This is a genomic window from Terrabacter ginsenosidimutans, from assembly GCF_039539425.1.
GTDB classification, from domain to species: Bacteria; Actinomycetota; Actinomycetes; order Actinomycetales; family Dermatophilaceae; genus Terrabacter; species Terrabacter ginsenosidimutans.
The window spans coordinates 52524-71017 of sequence record NZ_BAABDC010000014.1; the positions used below are offsets into that span (position 1 = coordinate 52524).

Annotated in this window: 12 protein-coding genes and 2 pseudogenes; 5 read left to right on the plus strand and 9 right to left on the minus strand. The window is 69.3% G+C overall.

The features are described 5' to 3' along the window. Positions 1-49 precede the first annotated feature (49 nt). Both ABD831_RS21595 and ABD831_RS21600 read right to left on the minus strand, forming a co-directional pair. Entirely contained in the window at positions 50-1138 is a 1089-nt protein-coding gene (locus tag ABD831_RS21595; protein WP_425582869.1) for a cation diffusion facilitator family transporter, read from the minus strand. 38 nt (positions 1139-1176) lie between these two features. Further along, positions 1177-1545: an ArsR/SmtB family transcription factor gene (locus ABD831_RS21600; RefSeq protein ID WP_344951968.1), complete on the minus strand. Its 369-nt coding sequence runs from the start codon at positions 1543-1545 to the stop codon at positions 1177-1179. 143 nt (positions 1546-1688) lie between these two features. Between ABD831_RS21600 and ABD831_RS21605 the strand changes: the two genes are divergently transcribed. Further along, entirely contained in the window at positions 1689-2390 is a 702-nt protein-coding gene (locus ABD831_RS21605; protein WP_344951971.1) for a class I SAM-dependent methyltransferase, read from the plus strand. Between the two features lie 31 nt (positions 2391-2421). Here ABD831_RS21605 and ABD831_RS21610 read toward each other — a convergent pair. The 3 genes and pseudogenes from ABD831_RS21610 to ABD831_RS21620 all read right to left on the minus strand — a co-directional run bounded on the left by ABD831_RS21610 (position 2422) and on the right by ABD831_RS21620 (position 6947). Continuing rightward, positions 2422-3082: pseudogene (locus ABD831_RS21610) on the minus strand (SDR family oxidoreductase). Continuing rightward, positions 3082-3264, minus strand: a pseudogene (locus ABD831_RS21615) (aldo/keto reductase); the annotation flags it as partial. The pseudogenes ABD831_RS21610 and ABD831_RS21615, both read right to left, overlap by 1 nt. A gap of 1088 nt (positions 3265-4352) precedes the next feature. Further along, complete coding sequence (locus ABD831_RS21620; protein ID WP_344951974.1) at positions 4353-6947, minus strand: winged helix-turn-helix domain-containing protein; 2595 nt, start codon at positions 6945-6947, stop codon at positions 4353-4355. A gap of 1025 nt (positions 6948-7972) precedes the next feature. Here ABD831_RS21620 and ABD831_RS21625 point away from each other — a divergent pair. Then, positions 7973-8170: a hypothetical protein gene (locus tag ABD831_RS21625; RefSeq protein WP_344951977.1), complete on the plus strand. Its 198-nt coding sequence runs from the start codon at positions 7973-7975 to the stop codon at positions 8168-8170. 134 nt (positions 8171-8304) lie between these two features. On the opposite strand, the gene ABD831_RS21630 is transcribed toward ABD831_RS21625, so the two are convergent. Next, a complete protein-coding gene (locus ABD831_RS21630) occupies positions 8305-8628 on the minus strand; it encodes a hypothetical protein (protein ID WP_344951981.1) in 324 nt (107 codons plus the stop codon). Positions 8629-8899: 271 nt separating this feature from the next. On the opposite strand from ABD831_RS21630, the gene ABD831_RS21635 reads away from it, so the two are divergent. Continuing rightward, positions 8900-9949, plus strand: coding sequence for a hypothetical protein (locus ABD831_RS21635; RefSeq protein ID WP_344951983.1), 1050 nt, complete (start codon positions 8900-8902; stop codon positions 9947-9949). 282 nt (positions 9950-10231) lie between these two features. After that, positions 10232-11257: a glutaminase A gene (gene glsA, locus ABD831_RS21640; protein ID WP_344951986.1), complete on the plus strand. Its 1026-nt coding sequence runs from the start codon at positions 10232-10234 to the stop codon at positions 11255-11257. A gap of 129 nt (positions 11258-11386) precedes the next feature. On the opposite strand, the gene ABD831_RS21645 is transcribed toward glsA, so the two are convergent. Continuing rightward, positions 11387-12400 carry a helix-turn-helix transcriptional regulator gene (locus ABD831_RS21645; protein WP_344951989.1) on the minus strand — a complete coding sequence of 338 codons (1014 nt, stop codon included), beginning with the start codon at positions 12398-12400 and terminating at the stop codon, positions 11387-11389. A 276-nt stretch (positions 12401-12676) separates the two neighbouring features. Here ABD831_RS21645 and ABD831_RS21650 point away from each other — a divergent pair, with 276 nt between their 5' ends. Further along, positions 12677-16414 (plus strand): S8 family serine peptidase, encoded by a 3738-nt coding sequence (locus ABD831_RS21650; RefSeq protein WP_344951992.1) that lies wholly within the window; start codon positions 12677-12679, stop codon positions 16412-16414. A gap of 560 nt (positions 16415-16974) precedes the next feature. Here the strand turns inward: ABD831_RS21650 and ABD831_RS21655 are convergent. Both ABD831_RS21655 and ABD831_RS21660 read right to left on the minus strand, forming a co-directional pair. Further along, entirely contained in the window at positions 16975-17340 is a 366-nt protein-coding gene (locus ABD831_RS21655) for a hypothetical protein (protein ID WP_344951995.1), read from the minus strand. Between the two features lie 234 nt (positions 17341-17574). After that, on the minus strand, positions 17575-18494 hold a 920-nt coding region (locus ABD831_RS21660), incomplete at its 5' end, for a transposase (RefSeq protein ID WP_344951998.1).

Here is an 18494-nt window from a genome sequence, read left to right on the forward strand (position 1 = left end):
CGCCGTGGCCGGTGGTGGCCGGTGATGGCCGGACGCGGCGACACCTGCCTCAGTGGACGTGGTCGTGGCCGAGGTCGTGGTTGTGGCCGTGGTCGGTCGGCGCCTGCCTGCCCGGGTGCGCGGGATAGGCGTGCACGACGGCCGCGGTCAACTTCGGCACGGTGCGGACCAGCTCTGCCTCGGCATGGTGGGCCAGCGCGTGAGCGTCGGTCAGGGACGTGGAGGGCTCGACGTCCAGCTCGGCGTCGGCGCGCATCTCGTGACCGATCCAACGCATCCGGACCGCCCGTACCGCAGTGACGCCGGGGACCTGGATCAGCGTGGCCTCGGCCTGCTCCACGAGCTCAGGATCGACGCCGTCCATGAGGCGTCTGAAGACGTCTCGGGCGGCGGTGCGCAGGACAAGGACGATGGCCACGGTGATGACGAGACCGACGACCGGGTCGGCCCAGCTCCAGCCGACGGCCACCCCTGCCGCGCCGACAAGGACGGCGAGCGAGGTGAACCCGTCGGTGCGGGCGTGGTAGCCGTCGGCGACCAGGGCCGCTGAACCGATGGCCTTGCCCTCACGGATGCGGAAGACGGCGACGGCCTCGTTGCCGAGGAAGCCGAGGAACCCGGCGACGGCCACCCAGCCGAGGTTGTGCACCGGCGCGGGGTTCAGCAGCCGGTCGACCGCCTCCCACCCCGCGACCACGGCCGACAGGGCGATCATCGCGATGACGAACAGCCCGGCCAGGTCCTCGGCGCGCCCGTAACCGTAGGTGTAGCGCCTGGTGGCGGCGCGGCGCCCGAGCACGAAGGCGATCCACAAGGGCACCGCCGTCAGGGCATCGGAGAAGTTGTGGATCGTGTCGGCGAGCAGGGCCACGGATCCGGAGAAGCACACGATGACCAGCTGCAGCAGCGCGGTCACCCCCAGCCCCACGAGGCTGATCTTCACCGCCCGGACCCCTCGGGCGCTGGACTCCAGGGCCGAGTCGATGGAGTCCGTCGCGTCGTGCGAGTGCGGCGTGAAGGCGTGCGTCACCGTGGCCCAGAGCCCCGAGCGGTGCGCATGCCCCTGGGACCCAGCGGAGTGCCTGTGCCCGTGGCCGTGCTCATGGTCAGCGTCGTCCGGTGAGTTCGGCGACGGCATACGCACGTTGCCGGGCACGTGGCGTTGGTTCGTCTCACTCATGGGGCACTCCTGAGCCCGGACGGGCCAGCGGCCCGGTGATGCTCGGGTATGCCGTCACCCGCGTGCTCCGCGTTGTGGATGGCGTCTCGAACCAGGCTGGCGATGTGCTCGTTCTCAACCCGGTAGAAGACCTGGTTGCCCTCTCGGCGCGTGCGCACCATCCGGGCCATCCGCAGCTTGGCGAGGTGCTGGGAGACCGACGGACCGGGCTTCTGGAGACGGTCGGCGAGCTCGGTGACCGACAGCTCGCCGTCGCTCAGCGCCCACAGCATCCGGACCCGGGACCCGTCGGCCAGCATCCGGAAGATCTCGACGGCGAGCTCGACCTGCTCGTCCGGCAACGCCTGCTGCGCATCTGCGTTCATACGCACATAGTAGTTGCTCGGGGTGCAGCAACGGACCGCACACCGTGGGCGGCCACGGCGTGCCACGGGCACCGCCGCGCTGGCTGTGCCAGCCTTGGGCGGGTCGCTCCCGGCCGGGGAGCACCCAAGGAGCGAGGGATTCGATGAGGGCCGACCACTACGACAGCTTCGCCGAGAGCTATGCGAAGTCCAACGAGTCGAACCTCTTCAACGCCTACTACGCGCGACCGGCCATGATCGAGCTCGCCGGCGACGTCCGCGGTCGTCGGGTGCTCGACGCCGGGTGCGGCTCCGGTCCCCTGACCGAAGCCCTCCGCGCCAAGGGCGCCCTCGTGACCGGATTCGACTCCAGCACAGCCATGCTCGAGCTCGCGCGGCAGCGACTGGGTGAGGACGTGGACCTGCAGGTGGCCGACCTCAGCCAGCCGCTGCCGTACGCCGACGGCACGTTCGACGACGTCGTCTGCTCGCTCGTGCTGCACTACCTGAAGGACTGGACGGCACCGCTCTCGGAGCTGCGGCGCGTCCTCAAGCCTGGTGGCCGCCTCCTGCTGGCGGTCAACCACCCTCGCATCCTCGAGGCCAGCGACCCCAGCGCCGACTACTTCTCCGTCACGCAGTACTCGGACGAGTACTCCTTCGCCGACGGCCAGAACGCGGTGCTCACCTTCTGGCACCGGCCTCTGCACGCCATGGCCGACGCGTTCACGGAGGCCGGCTTCCGCATCGCCGTCATCAGCGAGCCTCCCTTCTCACCCGACACACCACGCGAGCTCCTCCCGCCCGACCTCGGCGAGCGAACCGCCTTCATCTGCTTCCTCTTCTTCGTTCTCGACGCGCACTGACGCCGGCGGCGTACGCGCAGCTCGTCGGGTCTCAGAACTGGCCGGCAGGTCGCAGCAGGATCTCGTTGATGGCGAGGCGCCGTGGGCGGCTGAGGGCGAAGGCGATGACCTCGGCGACGTCGTCTGCCGTGACCTCGGCCTGGTCGTAGAGCCTGCCGACGCCCTCGCGGGTCTCCGCGTGGGTGATGTGGGTCGGGAGCTCGGTGGCGACCACGCCGGGCTCGATGAGGGTGACGCGCACGTCGGGCGGCAGCTCCTGGCGGAGCGACTCGGACCATGCGTTGAGGCCCCACTTCGTCGCCGCGTAGACGCCGTTGCCGGCGCGCGGTGCGACCGGCGACGGACGAGATGTTGACGATGTCAGCGCCTCCGTCGGATGCGGCTGCCCTGAGCTGGTCGAGGAACACCTCGGTAGCGGTGATCGCGCCGAGCAGGTTGACCTCGACCATCCGGCGGTAGTCGTCGCGCTGGTCGGCGGCGAACGGGCCGAGCAGCATGACGCCGGCGTTGTTGACGAGCACCGCCGCACCGCCGAGCTCGGTCTGCACATGGTCTGCCGCCGCGAGCAGACTGTCGCGGTCGGTGACGTCGGCCTCGATGGCGATGACTCTGTCGCCGAGCTCGTGGGCGAGAGCTGCGATCCGGTCGGCGTGTCGGGGCAGCGCGACACGGTAGCCGGCTGCGGCAAGCAACGCAGCATCACCTGCGCCGGGCTCTTGCCGTGCGCGTCGGCGATGCCGCCGATGACCGGATCCTGCAGCGTGCTGCCGCTGCTGCCGTCCCGGTAGAACGTGATGCCACCGATAGGTGACCAGGCCTGCGTCAGGATCCCGTGCTGCGCACCGAACTCCTGGACCGGCTTCTGCTGGAAGTAGGCCCAGCCGACCGCTACCGCCCGAACGCACGGGTCTGCCGCGCTCAGGGCGTGCGCCACGCCTCACTGGGCCGGTGAGCGGTCGTGGTTCATGGTGTCGAGAATGTGGTGGAGCGTCCGCAGCCGGCGCTCGGTGTCGGACGCTCCATCACCCAGGCAGCGGTCTACCTCGATGAGAACGGGCCGGAACAGCTCTATGGCGGCTGGGTGGACACTGCGCCGGCAACTGCAGGAGCTGGCGCCCCAGCCGATGCTCGGGCTCCGAGCCCGATGCCATCGCCAGGGGCGCGGAACCACGTCATGATTTCGGCGTTCGATCGTCTACAGAGTGACGTCGGGTTGACCCCCAGTTGGCCGGCGTCAGGGGTTCCCGGGTTGCTCTTGGAGGGGTGGCCCGGGAACCTCGCCGACAGCGAGGGTTCCCGCGCGGGGCGCGTCCCGCCAGCCGTCGCCCCCGCCCTGACCGACGTAGAGCACCGGGGGGCCGCTGCAGCCAAACCTGTGCCCGGCGGTCAGAACGATCGTCGGCGTGGCGTTGAGCCGCGACGGCGTGACGGTGGCCCGCACCGGCGGCTCAGACGAGAACCTCGGCATCCTCGCGGCGAACCCGCCTTGGGCGTCACGTGGACGAGCAATGGCTCACCCTCGCGGCCCCGCAGGCCTAGATCGACTGCGCGGGGTCGACGTCCGGTTATGCCGCTCGTGGTGCGTGCATCGGCCCGGACATGAGAGGTGGTTCAACCCAGGGTCAACCCTGGCTCCGACGACGCGGAGGGTCCGTGCCGCGCAGCCTTGAGTCATGGCTCCCAGCGACTACCTCATCAACGCGGTCTTCCTTCTGGACGACCCTCCGCAGGCCGTACTGGTCCGGCATCCCTATTGCCGCGACTTGTCTGGGCGGTCGTCCCGCGGACCGCTAGACAAGACGTCAACTCGGGCGAGATCGCCGGAACCGTCGTCGGGTTCGGGAAGCCATGCCTACCCAAGAAGCCCGAGCGCCAAGGCCCGCGTCGCGGCTTGGGAGGCTCGTTCGTCGTCCAAGAGGACGCAAATGACTCACACCTGGTGAGCTGGTTGCCCGTCGCTCCTCAGTAGAGCTCGAGCTCCGCGGCTCGACGGATCGCGGCTCGGCGGCTGCTGACGCCCAGCTTCCGGTAGATGTGCGCGATGTGGGTCTTGGCCGTGTGGAGGGAGATGAACTCGGCCTCGGCGATCTCGGCGTTGGTGAGGTTGGTGGCGAGGTACTGGAGGATCACCTGCTCCCGTTCGGTGAGCCGCTCGCCCCACCCCGTGACGTTGTGGGGCTGCCCCTGAGCGATGCGCCCCAGCACGTGCGTCACCGCTGTGGGGTGCGCCGTGCCATGGCGCAGATGGGCCTTGAGAAGACCTGTCACGGGTTCGCCGGCACTGAGGAAGGGCCCGTAGAGCCCGTCTGGCTCGGCTGCGGCCAGGGCGAGCTCGAGCGAGGCGTGCGCCGCGTTCAGGTCACCCAGGGCGACGTGCGCCTCTGCCTCGAGGGAACGGCAGACACACTCGACGTAGACGAGCCTGTTCGTCGTTGGGATGTGGTCGAGCTCAGCAAGCGCCTCGCCTGCGAGTCCCGCCTGGACGAACACCTTCGCGCGGTTGGCGCGAGCGAGGGGGTCTTCGGGTTCGGCAACCGGCTGCCTGGCCAGCGCCACCGCCTCACACGTCCTCCCTTCGGCCATGAGGACCAGCCCCTCCAGCCCGGCCAGCATGGAGGGCCATGCCGGCGCGCTGCGCCCGGACTCCACGAGCGCCCGGACCTGGGTCACGGCCCGCTTCGCGCCGGCGACGTCGCCCAGAGCCAGGCACGCCATCGTCAGGTAGTCCAGGGTGAGGCCGCGCAGCTCGAAGTCGAAGGGCAGCATCATCGACAGCCCGCGCTCTAGCTGCGTCCGGGCCGCCGTGAGGTTGGCCCGGCAGTAGTCCAGCCAACCGAGGAAGGCGACCGCTGGAGCCAGCGTTGCGAGCCCCACCCAACCGCGTTCGTCGGCGCGGGCAAGGACGGTGACGGCAAGCTCGTGGACCTCACCGAGTCGTCCTTCCGCCACGGCGGGGAAGCACGACTCCGCGAGGGCCGTCAGTTCGAGGGCGACCAGGCCGGTGTCGTGCGCCGTGGCCGCCGAGGACCGGAGCATCTCCAGGGCCGGACCGGCCTGCAACCGGGCCTCGCCCATGCCGACGAACATCTGCACGGACGCCAAGACGGCCGGGACGGGTGAGTGCTGCCCAAGGTCGAACCTCTCGAGCAGCGCCGTACCGGCCTCGCCGGCCGCGCTCACGCCCAGGCCGACCCCGGTCCGGAACAGCGCGACGACGGCCATCCGGTCCTCGAACTCCGCCTTGGCCTCATCCGGGAGCAAGATGCGCGCGTTCTGGGCCTCGTCGATCTCCACCTGCGCGTCGCCCATCCTCCCTCCCTGCACGAGCGTCAGGGCCCGGGCCAGATGAGTGTCCGCGGAATACACAGAGCCTTTCGGGACCAGCTCGAGGGCGTCGAGCATTGCATCGACCTGTCCCTCGAGGAACAGCTCGAGCCAGCGGTCGGCGAAGATACGAGAGGCCTGCTCACCGTCGCCGGCCGCCACTGCGTGCCGGATCGCGATCGGCGCGTCGACGGCGCTCCACCAGTCCGCCGCCGCCGCGTGCTGGGCGGCGGCCCGCTCGGGGTAGTCGGCGACCAGACGCCGGTGGATGTGGGCAGCGAAGAGGGGATGCCAGTAGTACCAGGCCTCCTCGCTGTCGCCGGCGCCGCGGGACAGGAACAGGCCGTCGGCGACGCACTGCTCGAGGAGCGCCTCGGCATTGTGCGTTCCCCGCACGCTGTCGATGAGCGACGGGCACACGTGCTCGTCCAGGGTGCTGTCAAGGACGAAGTCCCTGAGGTCGTCGGTGAGGGAGGCAAGGACCTCGGTGGCGAGGTACTCGGCCAGCGCCTGGTCGCGCCGCAGCTGTGTCGGGACCTGCTGGCGGAAGCCGTACTGGCGTGAGCTGAGGATCGCCATGCGCACACCGGCGGGCCAGCCGCCGGTAGCGCGATGGATCGCCTCGACGGTCTCGGCGTCAAGGTCGAGGCCGGCGACACGCACCGCGTCGGAGGTCTCCTCCGGGCTGAACGCGAGCTCCTCGTGGGTCAGGTACGCGAGCCGGTCATCGAGCCGCAGCCGCTGCAACCTCAGCGGGGGCACGACGCGTGCGGCCACGGCGATGCGCAGGTTCGTGGGGGCCCACTTGAGGATGTGGTCGACCACCTGGATCGAGCCCGGCGACCCGGTGAGGTCCTGCACGTCATCCAACACGAGAGTCAAGGGCAGCGCAGCCTGGTAGAGCACCTCCAGCAGAGAGTCCACGAGGGCCAGCGGCTCGGCCCGCAGGCCGGATGCCCGCAGCGGCTCCAGGTCGGCGCCCAGCTCTTCGAGCCCCGCCAGGTCCATGGCCGTGATCAGGTCGGAGACGAGCCGCACTGGCGACCGGTCCGAGTCGTCCACGCCTAACCAGATGGCGGCACCCTCTACCTGCTGGCGCCGGGCGGCGGCCGCGAGCAGCGTCGACTTGCCGTAGCCCGCCATACCGACAAGCACCACCACGTGCCGGTGGTCGATGAACGGCACGAGCCGACCGCGCTCGATCGTGTGAGCGGCCTGAGAAGGAGCAGTCATTCGCGCGTGGCGCGGTCCAACCATGTCGGCCCCCTGTGGCCGCTTGAGGGGAGGGTCCTGCGAGCGTAACGCAGTTCTCGGCCTGTCGCCGATACCGATTTAACCGGTTTCGGCGCATGTGCGGCCCTTCGAGGTCCGGCCGAGTGCGCCGTAGAAGTCGTCGGCGTCGCTGCGCCGGGCCGCGACACCTGGTCGCACGCCTGCTCGTCCCGGGGCGACGGTGCCTGCGGCCGGTAGCCGCCGAGCCGATGCGATCGAGTCCCCGTCGAGCGACAGCGCGGCCGGTCGGTGCGCTGCGCCCAGCTCCAGGTCTTTCGGAACCAGAGTGTGGGCAGGACCCCCAGTTTCAACTCCTGCGGCCCGTGGTTCGTGGCTCGATCGACATGTCGAGCGGCAGGTTGACAACCTCAGGCTGCTCGTGAGCGCGGACCTCCAGAGGGGCGTAGTCACCGGGTCACCAAGCGTGGACGTTCCGAGCGACATTCCGCTCCCGCGCGCGCCGTAGCGGACCCCATCCGCGGTGACGTCAACGGATAACGCACCTGAAGGAAGCTGCCCGGCCGGCTCGATCAACCGCGGAAGCAACGCCGAGAGTCGATCGAGGACCGTCTCGCCCAACCTGCACCGCTCACGTTGAGCGGTGCTGACGGGGGTGACCAACAGCGCGCCCTCATCCTCTCCGGGTGACGCGCTGTGACCAGAGGGGACTTATGGTGCGTGGGTGGCCAAACCAGCGTGTTCCGCCCCGCGGTTCGGAGCCTGTCCCGGCGACACAGGAGACGCAATATCGGCACCTGAAACCGAGGCCCCTCATCCTCATTGTTACCAAGTCGGCACGTCGGAGTGAGGCGACCTCGACAAGGGCCAGCTCAGCTGGCCCACCATCGACAGCGGGGGGTGTGCACGTCCCGGCGTAGACGTCCGCTGGGATCGCTTGGCCTCGATCCGTGGGCCGCCGACACTGGCATCGGCTCACGGTGCGCGGTCGGCGTGAGACGCCGCCGACCCGCGTCCTGTGACGGAGCATGACGATGACCTTGTCCGGTGCGGAGATCCGAGCGCTGATCCAGGAGCTTGTCGAGCTGCAGGACCGGATCGACGAGCTGCGTCTCGCGGAGAAGAACCGCTGGTCGACATCGGTCGAGCCGCACCAAGAGCTCGTGCGCCTGAGCCACCGGGAGGGCGAGATCGTCGCGGTCCTGCGGCTTCAACGGCTCCACTGAGAAGCGCGTCGACCACGGCGTCCGCCGGCGACGGAACCGCTTTCGGTCGCCACCGGGATCGGGCGGTGCGCCGTCCCATGCATGAATGCCGCGGAGCAGTCGGGGCGAGGCTGCCAGCCTCCGTACAGCCCTGCCTAGGCGGCCGGAGGGAGGAGTTGAGCCAGGGCGTCACCCATGCGGTCGCGGGCGGCACCGTTGCGCCCGATGTTCCCCACGCCGAACTGCAGGTTCGAGGACAGCGTCACCTGCACCGTGCCCGGAGCTACCTCACTGATCTGAGCGGTGACCTTCTCTCCGGCGGCGAGCACCATCCGCCCGGCGGTGAAGACGAAGATCCCGCTGGCAGCATCCGAGGAGAGGAGCTGCATCCCCGCGCGGCCCGCGGCGTCCTGGAGGGCGGCGACCGCCTCACCGACGCTCGCCCGGAAGGTCATCGACCTCGTGTTTCCTGCGCTCATCCGCCTGCTCCCTCGACCGACACGATCCGCGGGTCCGCGGCGGGCCCATGGCGAGGGCCTGGCCCGACTCGTCCGTCCGGCCGCGTAGGACGAGAGTAGCGAGGCGGCGATGGTGAGCGCGATGCTTCACAGGGTCCGGGGTCCGGGACCGCGCACGGGACGTCGAGCGATGCGCAACCGTGCCCGTGGCCCTGAGGTGCTTCTTGCAGTGTGTCTGCTTGGGGATCTGGCCCGCGAGGAGTGATCCCGACCGGTCTGGCGCGGTCGTAGTGTGACGCGCACCTTCGAGGGTCAGGGAGTATGCATGTCTCAGGTCATGAGCGAGCTCTTCGAGCGGGAGCCCGAGCAGTGGGGGCTACGCGGGGATCCGTGGGTCTGGGCTGCGATGCGCACGCGGCTGGGGTCAACCTGTGTGCCGCCGGGTACGGGTGCAGTGCAGCGTCTGCTTCTCGACACCTTCGCCGAGGTCGTCGGCGTCGACCTGTCCGTCGACCCGCTGCCCGACGAACTGCAACTGGTTCACCGTGACGAGCCCATCCGCCGCGGCGAGTCGAGTGGGTTCGTCGACGCGTTGAGGTGGCAGCGCCGGCTCATTCCTCTGCTCGTGAGCCGCGCCGGGACGTGCAGGGGCGCAGGCGGTCCTGAGGGAGACGGTGGCGCAGACGGCAAGTCGGCTCCGGCCGACCCCATTCGCGAGCGGCACGTCGGCGTGTTCGAGGACGCATGGCGGGAACTGGCGGCGCAGTGCCACGACACCGTGGCCCCCGCAGCGACCTACCAGGCCTGGCTGGCGCACTTCACGATGGATCACCTCACCCCGCTGCACGTGCTGCGAGACGTGGACTTCGACCCGCGGCACCTGCTCCCCGGTGCCGCGCGGCACTTCCGGCCCGTCGGCAACCTCAAAGTCGACATGCTGACTTTGCGTCGGCCGATCGTGCGCGTGCCGCGTCGGGCGTTCCCTGGCGCCCCGGACCTTCCCGACGGGCCTGGCAACCCCCGCTCCGGTCTGGCGCGACTGGCGGACTTCTCCGTCATCAGTGAGCTCAGAGTCACAGGTACGCAGATGTCGCGGCTTGGCTACGCGGAGGTGGTCGGGGACTTTCAGAAGCTGTCGGTCATCTTGGACGCGGCCGAGGTCGCCTACCCCGACCAGCCGTTGCCCGCGGCCTTCGTGGGTGTCTTCGTCAACGTCACCAAGCCAGTCTTCAGCCTCGACCTGCTACGTCGCAGGCTCCATGAGGCCCACCTACGACATGACGTGCGGCTGGCGGCCTTCGACCTGGCGACCGGAGACGTGTCGTTCGACCCGGTCGGATGACTACTTCAGCTTGCGGATTCGCCGCAGGACCGGCAAGCCCCGTCGCGCGGCGTTCCGGTCATCCCGATGGTGGGATGCAGGGCCGACCGGCACCCGGTCATGGTTCCCTCCGCGTCAAGACGCGACCCACTCCGACTCTGAGCGCACCAGCTTGGCCTCCCGGGTACCCCGACCGACGCTCTCACCGCGATCACCGCCCGCGCACCGGGCCGGAGACCCTGAGGTCATGGTGACGCCGCAGGTGCGTCAGAGGCTCCACACATCCAGCATTGGAGGCACGCGATGACCAGGCTGTCGATGCATGAGCAGCTGCCGCTCGACGAAGAAGCGGCCAGGTCGTCGATCTCGACCGGAGAGCTACCGGAACCGAGCGAGGTCATCGTCGCCGTCACGGAGGCGTACGAGCGGTTTCGGGCAAACCGGGAGGGTGCCGTCGCCGACTACATCCCGGTCCTGGCTGAAGCGTCGCCGGACTGGTTCGGCATCTCCGTGGTGGGAGCTCGAGGAAGGTCGTTCGAGATCGGGGACGTCGAGAGGACGTTCTCGATCCAGAGCGTGTCGAAACCGTTCGTCTTCGCGCTGGTCTGCGAGGCGGTCGGCGATGTCGACGCGCGACGCCTCCTCGGGGTCAACAGCACCGGCTTCCCCTTCGACTCCCTGGTGGCGGTCGAGCTCAACCTGGACAGGACGATGAACCCGTTGGTCAACGCGGGCGCGATCGCAGCCACGAGCCTGGTGCCCGGGAGCACGGCCGAGGACAAGTGGGACCGGGTCAGGGAGGGCCTCTCGCGCTTCGCCGGCCGTGAGCTCAGCTTCAACGAGCGGGTCTACGCCTCGGAGTCCGCCACCAACCTGCGCAACCAGGGCATCGCCCACCTGCTGCAGAGCTACGGCCGTCTCTACTTCGACCCCGACGAGGCCACCGACGTCTACACGCGCCAATGCTCGCTCGACGTCACCGTCCACGACCTCGCGGTCATGGCGTCCACGCTGGCCAACGGCGGGGTGAACCCGGTGACCGGAGAGGCGGTCGTCGGACCGGGCGTGTGCCGGCGCGTCCTGGCGGTGATGGCCACAGCCGGCCTGTACGAGCTCTCCGGAGACTGGCTCTACGAGGTCGGCGTGCCCGGGAAGAGCGGCGTCAGCGGCGGCATCGTCACCGTCGCGCCCGGTAAGGGCGGCCTGGCCACCTTCTCCCCTCCCCTCGACGTCGCCGGCAACAGCGTGCGCGGTCAGCTGGTCACCAAGTACCTGGCGGAACGACTCGGACTCAACCTCTTCGCCTCGGTGACGGTCTCGAAGGGCTAGGGCCGCCTGCGGTCCGAGTCGCACCCCGTCGGCGCGTGGCGAGGACCGCGGCGGACCAGGCGGTATTCGCGGATCGCTGAACGGGCTCGGAGCCCGAAGAGCGACGACGCGAGCGTGGCGGGGACGTCGTCAGGAGTCGACCGAGCGACGGGTCACCCAGCCACGCTCGGACGCTTCCCAGCCGAGCTGCATCCGGGAGGCGGATCCACTGAGGTCCATGAGCCCTCGCAGCCGGCGCTGCACCGTCCGGCCGCTCACCCCGAGCCGCTTGCCGATGGCGTCGTCGGTGAGCCCGTTGAGCATGTGCGACAGGAGCGCGATGTCGAGGGAGTCCGGCCCGGTAGGGCCGTCGACAAGACCGTCCTCGGGGTCCAGCACGACAGGGATCCCCGAATCCCACACCGCCTCGAACAGCGTCACCAGCGATTGCACGAGGCTAGGGGCGCGTATGACGACGGCAGCTGCGTCGTGGCCGCGAACCGAGAGAGGTGCCATCACCACGGCACGATCGGTGACCAGCAGTTTGGTGGGAACCGTTGCCACGCTACGGACAAGCGCATTCGCCCGGAGGGCGTCCCGGGTCTCCGCCGCGGTGGCCTCGTCGTCGAATGAGGCGCGCTCGATGACGACTCGGAACGTGACGCCGCGACCGAGCGCCTGCACCTCGGCACGGTTCTCCTCTGGGTTCACCGCCACGGGCCTCGCGTCGACGAACGCACAGACCTCCTCCCGGGCGCTCAGCTCGAGCTGCAGGAAACGTGCGCGGACCGCCTCGGGACCGAGCACGACCTCGACGAGGTCGCCGACGTCGGCATGGTTGAGGTCCCGGCGGAAGATCTCGGTCAGCTGGGCCACCGAGGTCTCGGCCACAGCAAGCGCGTGACGCCTCGAGTTCAGGAGTCCCTGCAACGAGACGTCCGGCGCGGTCGGGAACCATACGGGCCGCTCACCGTCGAAGGTCGCCTGCTCGACGAGACCCAGGTCGCGCAGCGACACGAGAAGGCGGCGGACATCATCTGCGGAGCGATCCCATCGGGTGGCGAGCGCGTCCTCCGTGCCCCCGCCGTCGACGACGAGTGAGTGATACTCCAGCTCCTGAGCGGCCGTCAGTCCGATCGCACTGAGATCGATCTCCAAGGTCATGCGGCCTTCCTCGTGCACGAATCCCGGGCGCCCGGGCGCGTGTGGCGGGATGGCGAAGTTTCGACATGTCGATTCTCCGCCTCCCTGTACCCATTCCGCCACGGGGGTGGCGTGCCGCACCCTTCGAGTGGTGCCGGTCCCCTCTCAGGGCCGGCCACGGCCAGGAGGCCCGGCCCTCCGCGTCGTCCTTGCCCAGTCGGGTCTTCCCCCCCGCCCATTTCACGGAGGTCCCCCATGCGCCGCACCTGGCGTCGAAGTACCCTCGCGTCCGCTGGCGTGCTCGCCATCGCCGCGACCGCCCTGTCCCCATCCGTCCTCGCGGCCTCGGCCGCCGGCGATCGGCAGCCCATCGTCGGGTCTGCCGAGCACGCGAAGGCACAGCCGTCGGCCACGGTCACCCTCATCTCGGGTGACCGGGTCCGGGTCACTCGCACCGCGGACGGCCAGCCCATCGCCCAGGTGATGCCCGGCGGGGACGGCACGATCCCCGACTACCAGACGCTGCGCGACGGCGACAACCTCTTCGTCTTCCCGGCCGGCGCTGCCCAGGCACTCGCCGCCGACCTCGTCGACCGCGAACTCTTCAACGTGACCGGCCTGGTTGCCAACGGCTTCGACGACGCCCACACCGACTCGATCCGGCTCATCGCGCAGTACGACGAGGCCAGCCGCACCGTGTCGGCCTCGACGCCCGCGCCGACGGGGGCCTCCGAGGTCAGCGCCCTCAGCTCGGTCAACTCCCTGGCGTATGCCGTGAGCAAGACGGACGTCGAAGCGGCCTGGTCGCAGCTCACCGACGCGGCGTCGGCCACCGGCAGCGGTCTGTCGAAGATCTGGCTCGACCGTCCCGTGCGCCCCACGCTGGCCGACTCGACGGCGCAGGTCGGGGCACCAGTGGCATGGCAGGCCGGCCTCGACGGCAAGGGCAGCTCCGTGGCAGTCCTCGACACCGGCGTCGACGCGGACCACCCCGACCTCGCCGGACGGATCACGGCGAGCAAGGACTTCACCGGCTCCAAGAACGGCATCAAGGACATCGTTGGCCACGGCACGCACGTCGCGTCGACCGTTGCAGGCACGGGAGCCGCCAGCGGGGGGAAGGAGCGCGGTGTCGCCCCGGGCGCCAACCTCCTCATCGGCAAGGTGCTCGGCGACACCGGCGCCGGTTACGACTCGGACATCATCGCCGGTATGCAGTGGGCCGTTGACAACCACGCCGACGTCGTCTCGATGAGCCTCGGCAGCAACGCCCCTGCGACGACGTGCGACGACCCGATCGCCCAAGCTGTCAACGCGCTCTCCGCCTCCAGCGCCAGCCTGTTCGTGATCGCGGCAGGCAACATGGGCTCCGGCCAGAACACCGTGTCGAGCCCGGGATGTGCCACGTCGGCGCTCACGGTCGGCGCGGTCGACAAGACCGACGCGACCGCCTACTTCTCCAGCCGTGGCCCGGTCGGCGTCAGCCACCTCACGAAGCCTGAGATCGCCGCACCCGGCGTGAACATCCTCGCGGCCGCCGCGGGTGGTCGTGGCTTGTACGCCTACCGTGCGATGTCCGGCACGTCGATGGCGACGCCTCACGTCGCAGGGGCGGCGGCCATCGCCAAGGAGGCCAACCCGGCCCTCACAGGTGAGCAGCTGAAGAACCTACTCACCTCCTCGGCGGACCCCACGATCGCGGGCGGGGCCCAGGAGGTCGGCGCTGGTCGTCTCGACATCGGGCGGATGCTCTCCCAGACCATCACTGGCCAGTCGAGCGTCTACGGTGGCGAGTTCGCGTATCCGCAGACGAAGGAGTACAAGGCGAAGAGCCTGACCTACACCAACCGTGGCGCTGCCCCCATCGACCTGCGCCTCAACGTCGAGAAGCTCACCGGCAACGACAACCGCCCGGTGAACACCCCGCTCGTCAAGCTGCCCCAGCACGTCGTGGTGCCGGCGCACACGAGCGTCAGTGTCCCGGTGACGGTCCAGCTCGGAGCAAACATCCCCGACAGCTCGCTCGGTGACATCACCGCTCGCATCGTCGCCACGGGTGTGAACCAGCGGGTCTCAACTGCGTTCAACCTCTACGCGACCGCTCCCGCGGTGACGGTCAAGGTGTCGGTCATCGACCGCAACGGCAACCCGGCCTCCGGCTCGTCGTCGATCGCCATGGTCAACACCGACACGTCGAAGGGCGACAACCGGACCGTCGGCGGCAAGGACCAGACCTACACCCTGCGCCCGGGCAAGTTCTTCCTCAGCTCGTTCGTGACCACGCCCACCCCGGGCACAGCCGCGAACAGCAAGGCCACCCCCCAGTCGGTGACCTACCTGTCCCGGCCGGAGGTCACGATCGACAAGAACACCACGATCGTCCTGGATGCCCGGCAGGCGCACCCACTCACGCTCACGACAGAACAGCCGAGCGATTTGCGTACGACCGTCCTGACCTTCGAGCGGCTGTGGCCCACAGACCGGTACTACGCCGGGTCGCTCGGCGCAGGCGCCGGCACCAAGCAGTTCTTCGCCAAGATCGACGGCAAGGTGGCCCAGGGCGACGGCTCGTTCGAGTTCGGTGACTACAGCCGGCTGGTCGCGCCCCCCGTCTCCTCGATGACGACCTCTGGCGGTCTGGACCTGCACCCGCTCTCGGCCAAGCTCGGTATGGGCAACCTCGATGGCGACGGCAGCGCCGAAGCGGTCTCGGTCGGGGCCGGCACCGCGAACGACTTCAAGAACGTCGTCGTCACGGGCAAGGTCGCTGTGGCCCACGTCGCGATCGGTACCAGCGACTTCTCCATTGCCTCGCTCGCCAAGGCCGGCGGCGCCAAGGCGCTGCTGCTCTACCGCGACGACCCCGGCACGTGGTTCGCGTCGTCCAGTTCCACCTCCGCCGCTCCGTTGCCGACCTACACCCTGCCGAGTGGTGAGGGTGCTGCGCTTGGCGACGAGCTCGCGGCCGGTCCGAGCACCATCACCTGGTCGGCGCAGAACAGGACGCCGTACGCCTACACCCTCGGCTTCCACAACGACGGCCAGCTGGTCACCGCCCAGAAGCACGACGTGACCGATGCATCACTGGGGCACATCAACGCGAGCTTCGCGAGCATGGGTGTCCCGACCGACATCCTCGACCAGACTGTTGTCCAGCGCCCGAGCACGGTGGCCTTCTCGCTGGGCGCCGACTGGGTGGCCGCACCGAGCAGCCGGACCGAGTACTTCCCGACCAACGACGGCAGCCAGTGGTTCAAGGCGGTCCAGTCGAGCTTCGGTTTCGCCGAGGTCATGAGCGACGAGTGGCGCACCTTCACCCCTGGCCAGGAGGTCAACGATTCGTGGTACGGCGGAGCGCTCGCCCCCGCGCTGCGTACCGACAAGAACGGCAAGCCGCAGATGATCGGCGAGCGTCAGGGCACCCTCATCGGGGTCGCCCCGATGGTCTGGGGCGACAGCGCCGACCACTACGCCGACCAGGGCAGCTTCGGCGACCTGGGCAACCTCCAGCTGAGTCGCGACGGAGTCCAGATCGGGTCGAGCCTTGACCCGTTCGGCGTGTTCAGCGTCCCGTCGGACGACGCCCGGTATGACCTGACGCTGCACGTCGAGAAGGCCACCAGCTCGAGCTTCCGGTACTGGAAGCGCTCGACAGCCACCGACACCACGTGGTCGTTCAACTCGCACGAGGAGCCCGATGTCTACAGCCGCGCGCTGCCGATGCTCATGCCGCGCCTCGACGTCCCGGCCGACGGCCTGAAGACCGTCCCCGCAGGGTTGCTGACGATTCCGGCTCGGATCCAGGCCAACCCCGGCTACGACTCCGGCGCCATCGTCGAGGCGAAGGTGTGGACGTCGATCGACAACGGCACGACGTGGGTCCTGGGCACGACGAACCTGACCACGACTGGTGCGGACCTCGTCGTGAACCACTCCGCTGACTCGGGCAAGCAGGTCAGCCTGCGTGTCGAGCTCACGGATGCCAAGGGCGCCAAGGTCTCGCAGACCATCACGCGCGCCTACGACGTGCGGTGAGCTCAACCACCCCCTGTGAGTAGGTTGCGGCGCTCCCGTCTGCGGGAGTCAACGTCGCGGCGCAAGGGTGTGGGGAATCACAACCTCGGTAGGGCGTTTGAATAGGACGCCGAGGATCGCACGAACCTTGTCCCAAGGACCGGCCGGCAGCTTGATCTGCCGGCCGGTCACCCGACGCGTCCGACATCGGTGGGCTCCCAGGAGAAGGACCAGTCTCGCCACTGGAAGGAGCTGCTCGGCTGCTCGAGCTCAGCGGAGTGCCCTTCGCATTCGCCGGTGAGGGACGTCGACGCGGGTGATCGGCGCCGGGGGGGATCGGGAGCCCGAGCGACACCACGGGTCCTGTCCGCCCACAAGCGCATCCCCCAAGGAAGCCGAGGCGCACGTGGGCCGGCAGTGCGGAGACGGTGGGCTGATCATGTGACCGAGCCCGACGTGAGGACACCTGCGGACGACGGCCGCGTCGGCCGCGAATCGCGCCGACGCACCAAGAGCTCGTCGAGGCGCCGGTGCGCGGTGGCCTCGTCTACGGTCGCGTGGCGGATGCCGTGGACGAGCCGCTACATAGGGTTGTATGGCCTCACTGGGGCAGCGCTGCTCTCGACAGTCCCGTTGGGATCGGGCTGGGAGCAGCGGAACGGCGCCTCGCCATTCGCGCCGTGGTAGACGTAGTTCTCCGCCCCAGCATGCAACACGATGCGGTAGCCCTCGACCAGCATCTGAGCGTATGAACAGCCGAGCTTCGGACAGCCCAACGAGCCGTTACGCCACGTCACGCGGTCGTTCGCCACCACGTCAATGTCGGCCGGGTCGACGCCTGTCTGGGCAGCGAGATCAGCGACCGCGAGAGCCTCCGGCTCATCCATGCTGTGCGTGAACATCTCGGCACCTCCTCCGGTCCTGACTCTCGCCATGTACACCTTCATTGCGGGCTCGCCCTTGTCGGGACCTGAATGGCGCCGGGGCCGCGTTGTGCAATGCGATGACGCACATCATCCCGTCAACCTCGCCATTCAACTCCAGATGCCTTCGCCACGGTGCCGCCATCGCCGTCCAAGGCGGCTCATCTTCGTTGCAGCCACGATCCGAGTGTGCCCGAAGTACTCACGAGAGTGCTCGGTCCAGCGCAGGTCGATGCTCGCTAATGGCTCCCTTCTGTGTCAAGAGGCCTGGTGGAGTGAGGTCGTAGGCTTGATGTTGGCGGGTCCGGGAAGTGACTTGTCCGAAGAGCCGGTCGCAAGCTGTGAGCCGGTCGCGCTGGAGTCAGGGTCGTTGCCCGAGTGTCCTCCCGGGCCCGTCACGGCATGCCGGGTCAGGTCATCGAGCAGGGCCCGATAGACGATGTCGGACAAGCGTCGTTTCAGGCAACGCATCGCCTCGGTCGGGGTCTTGCCGGTGGCGACCTTCCGGTCGTAGTAGGCCCGCCCGTCGGTGGTCCGGGTGCGCAGCTGGACCGTGGCCATGATGTGCAGCACCCGGTTGATCTTGCGGTTCCCGCCGCGGGACAACCGGTGGCGCACGTTGTCGCCGGAGGAGGCGTCGATCGGGGCGGTACCGGTCCAGGACGCGATGTGGGCCCGGTCCGGGAACCGGGTGATGTCGCCGACCTCGGCCAGCAGCCGTGCCGCACCGGAGGGGCCGATGCCGTGCAAGGCCAGCAGGGTGGTGTCGACCTCGGCCAGCAGCGCCAGCAGCTCCTTGTTCGCGGCCTTCTTGCGGGCATAGATCCGCTCGAGGTCGACAACGAGCTCCATCGCGACGCGCTTGCGGGTCTTGCCGACGACGTCCCGTGGGCGCACCGACGCGAGCAGTCGGCGTGCCTGGGCCGCGGACAGGTCACGCTTGGCGCCGCCCGGAATCAACTCCAGCACAAGGGCATGCAGCTGGTTGATCTTGTACGTGTGCTCCTCGCCGATGGCGCGACGCCGGTCGACCAGGATCCGCAGCACCTCCCGCTGGTCGTCGCGGACCACGGGCCGCAGCCCGGCCATCCGGGTCCCGACGAGCGCGACCGAGTGCGCGTCCGTGGCGTCGGTCCTGCGGGCCCTGACCAGTCGCGAACACCCGGGCCCGAGCCGAC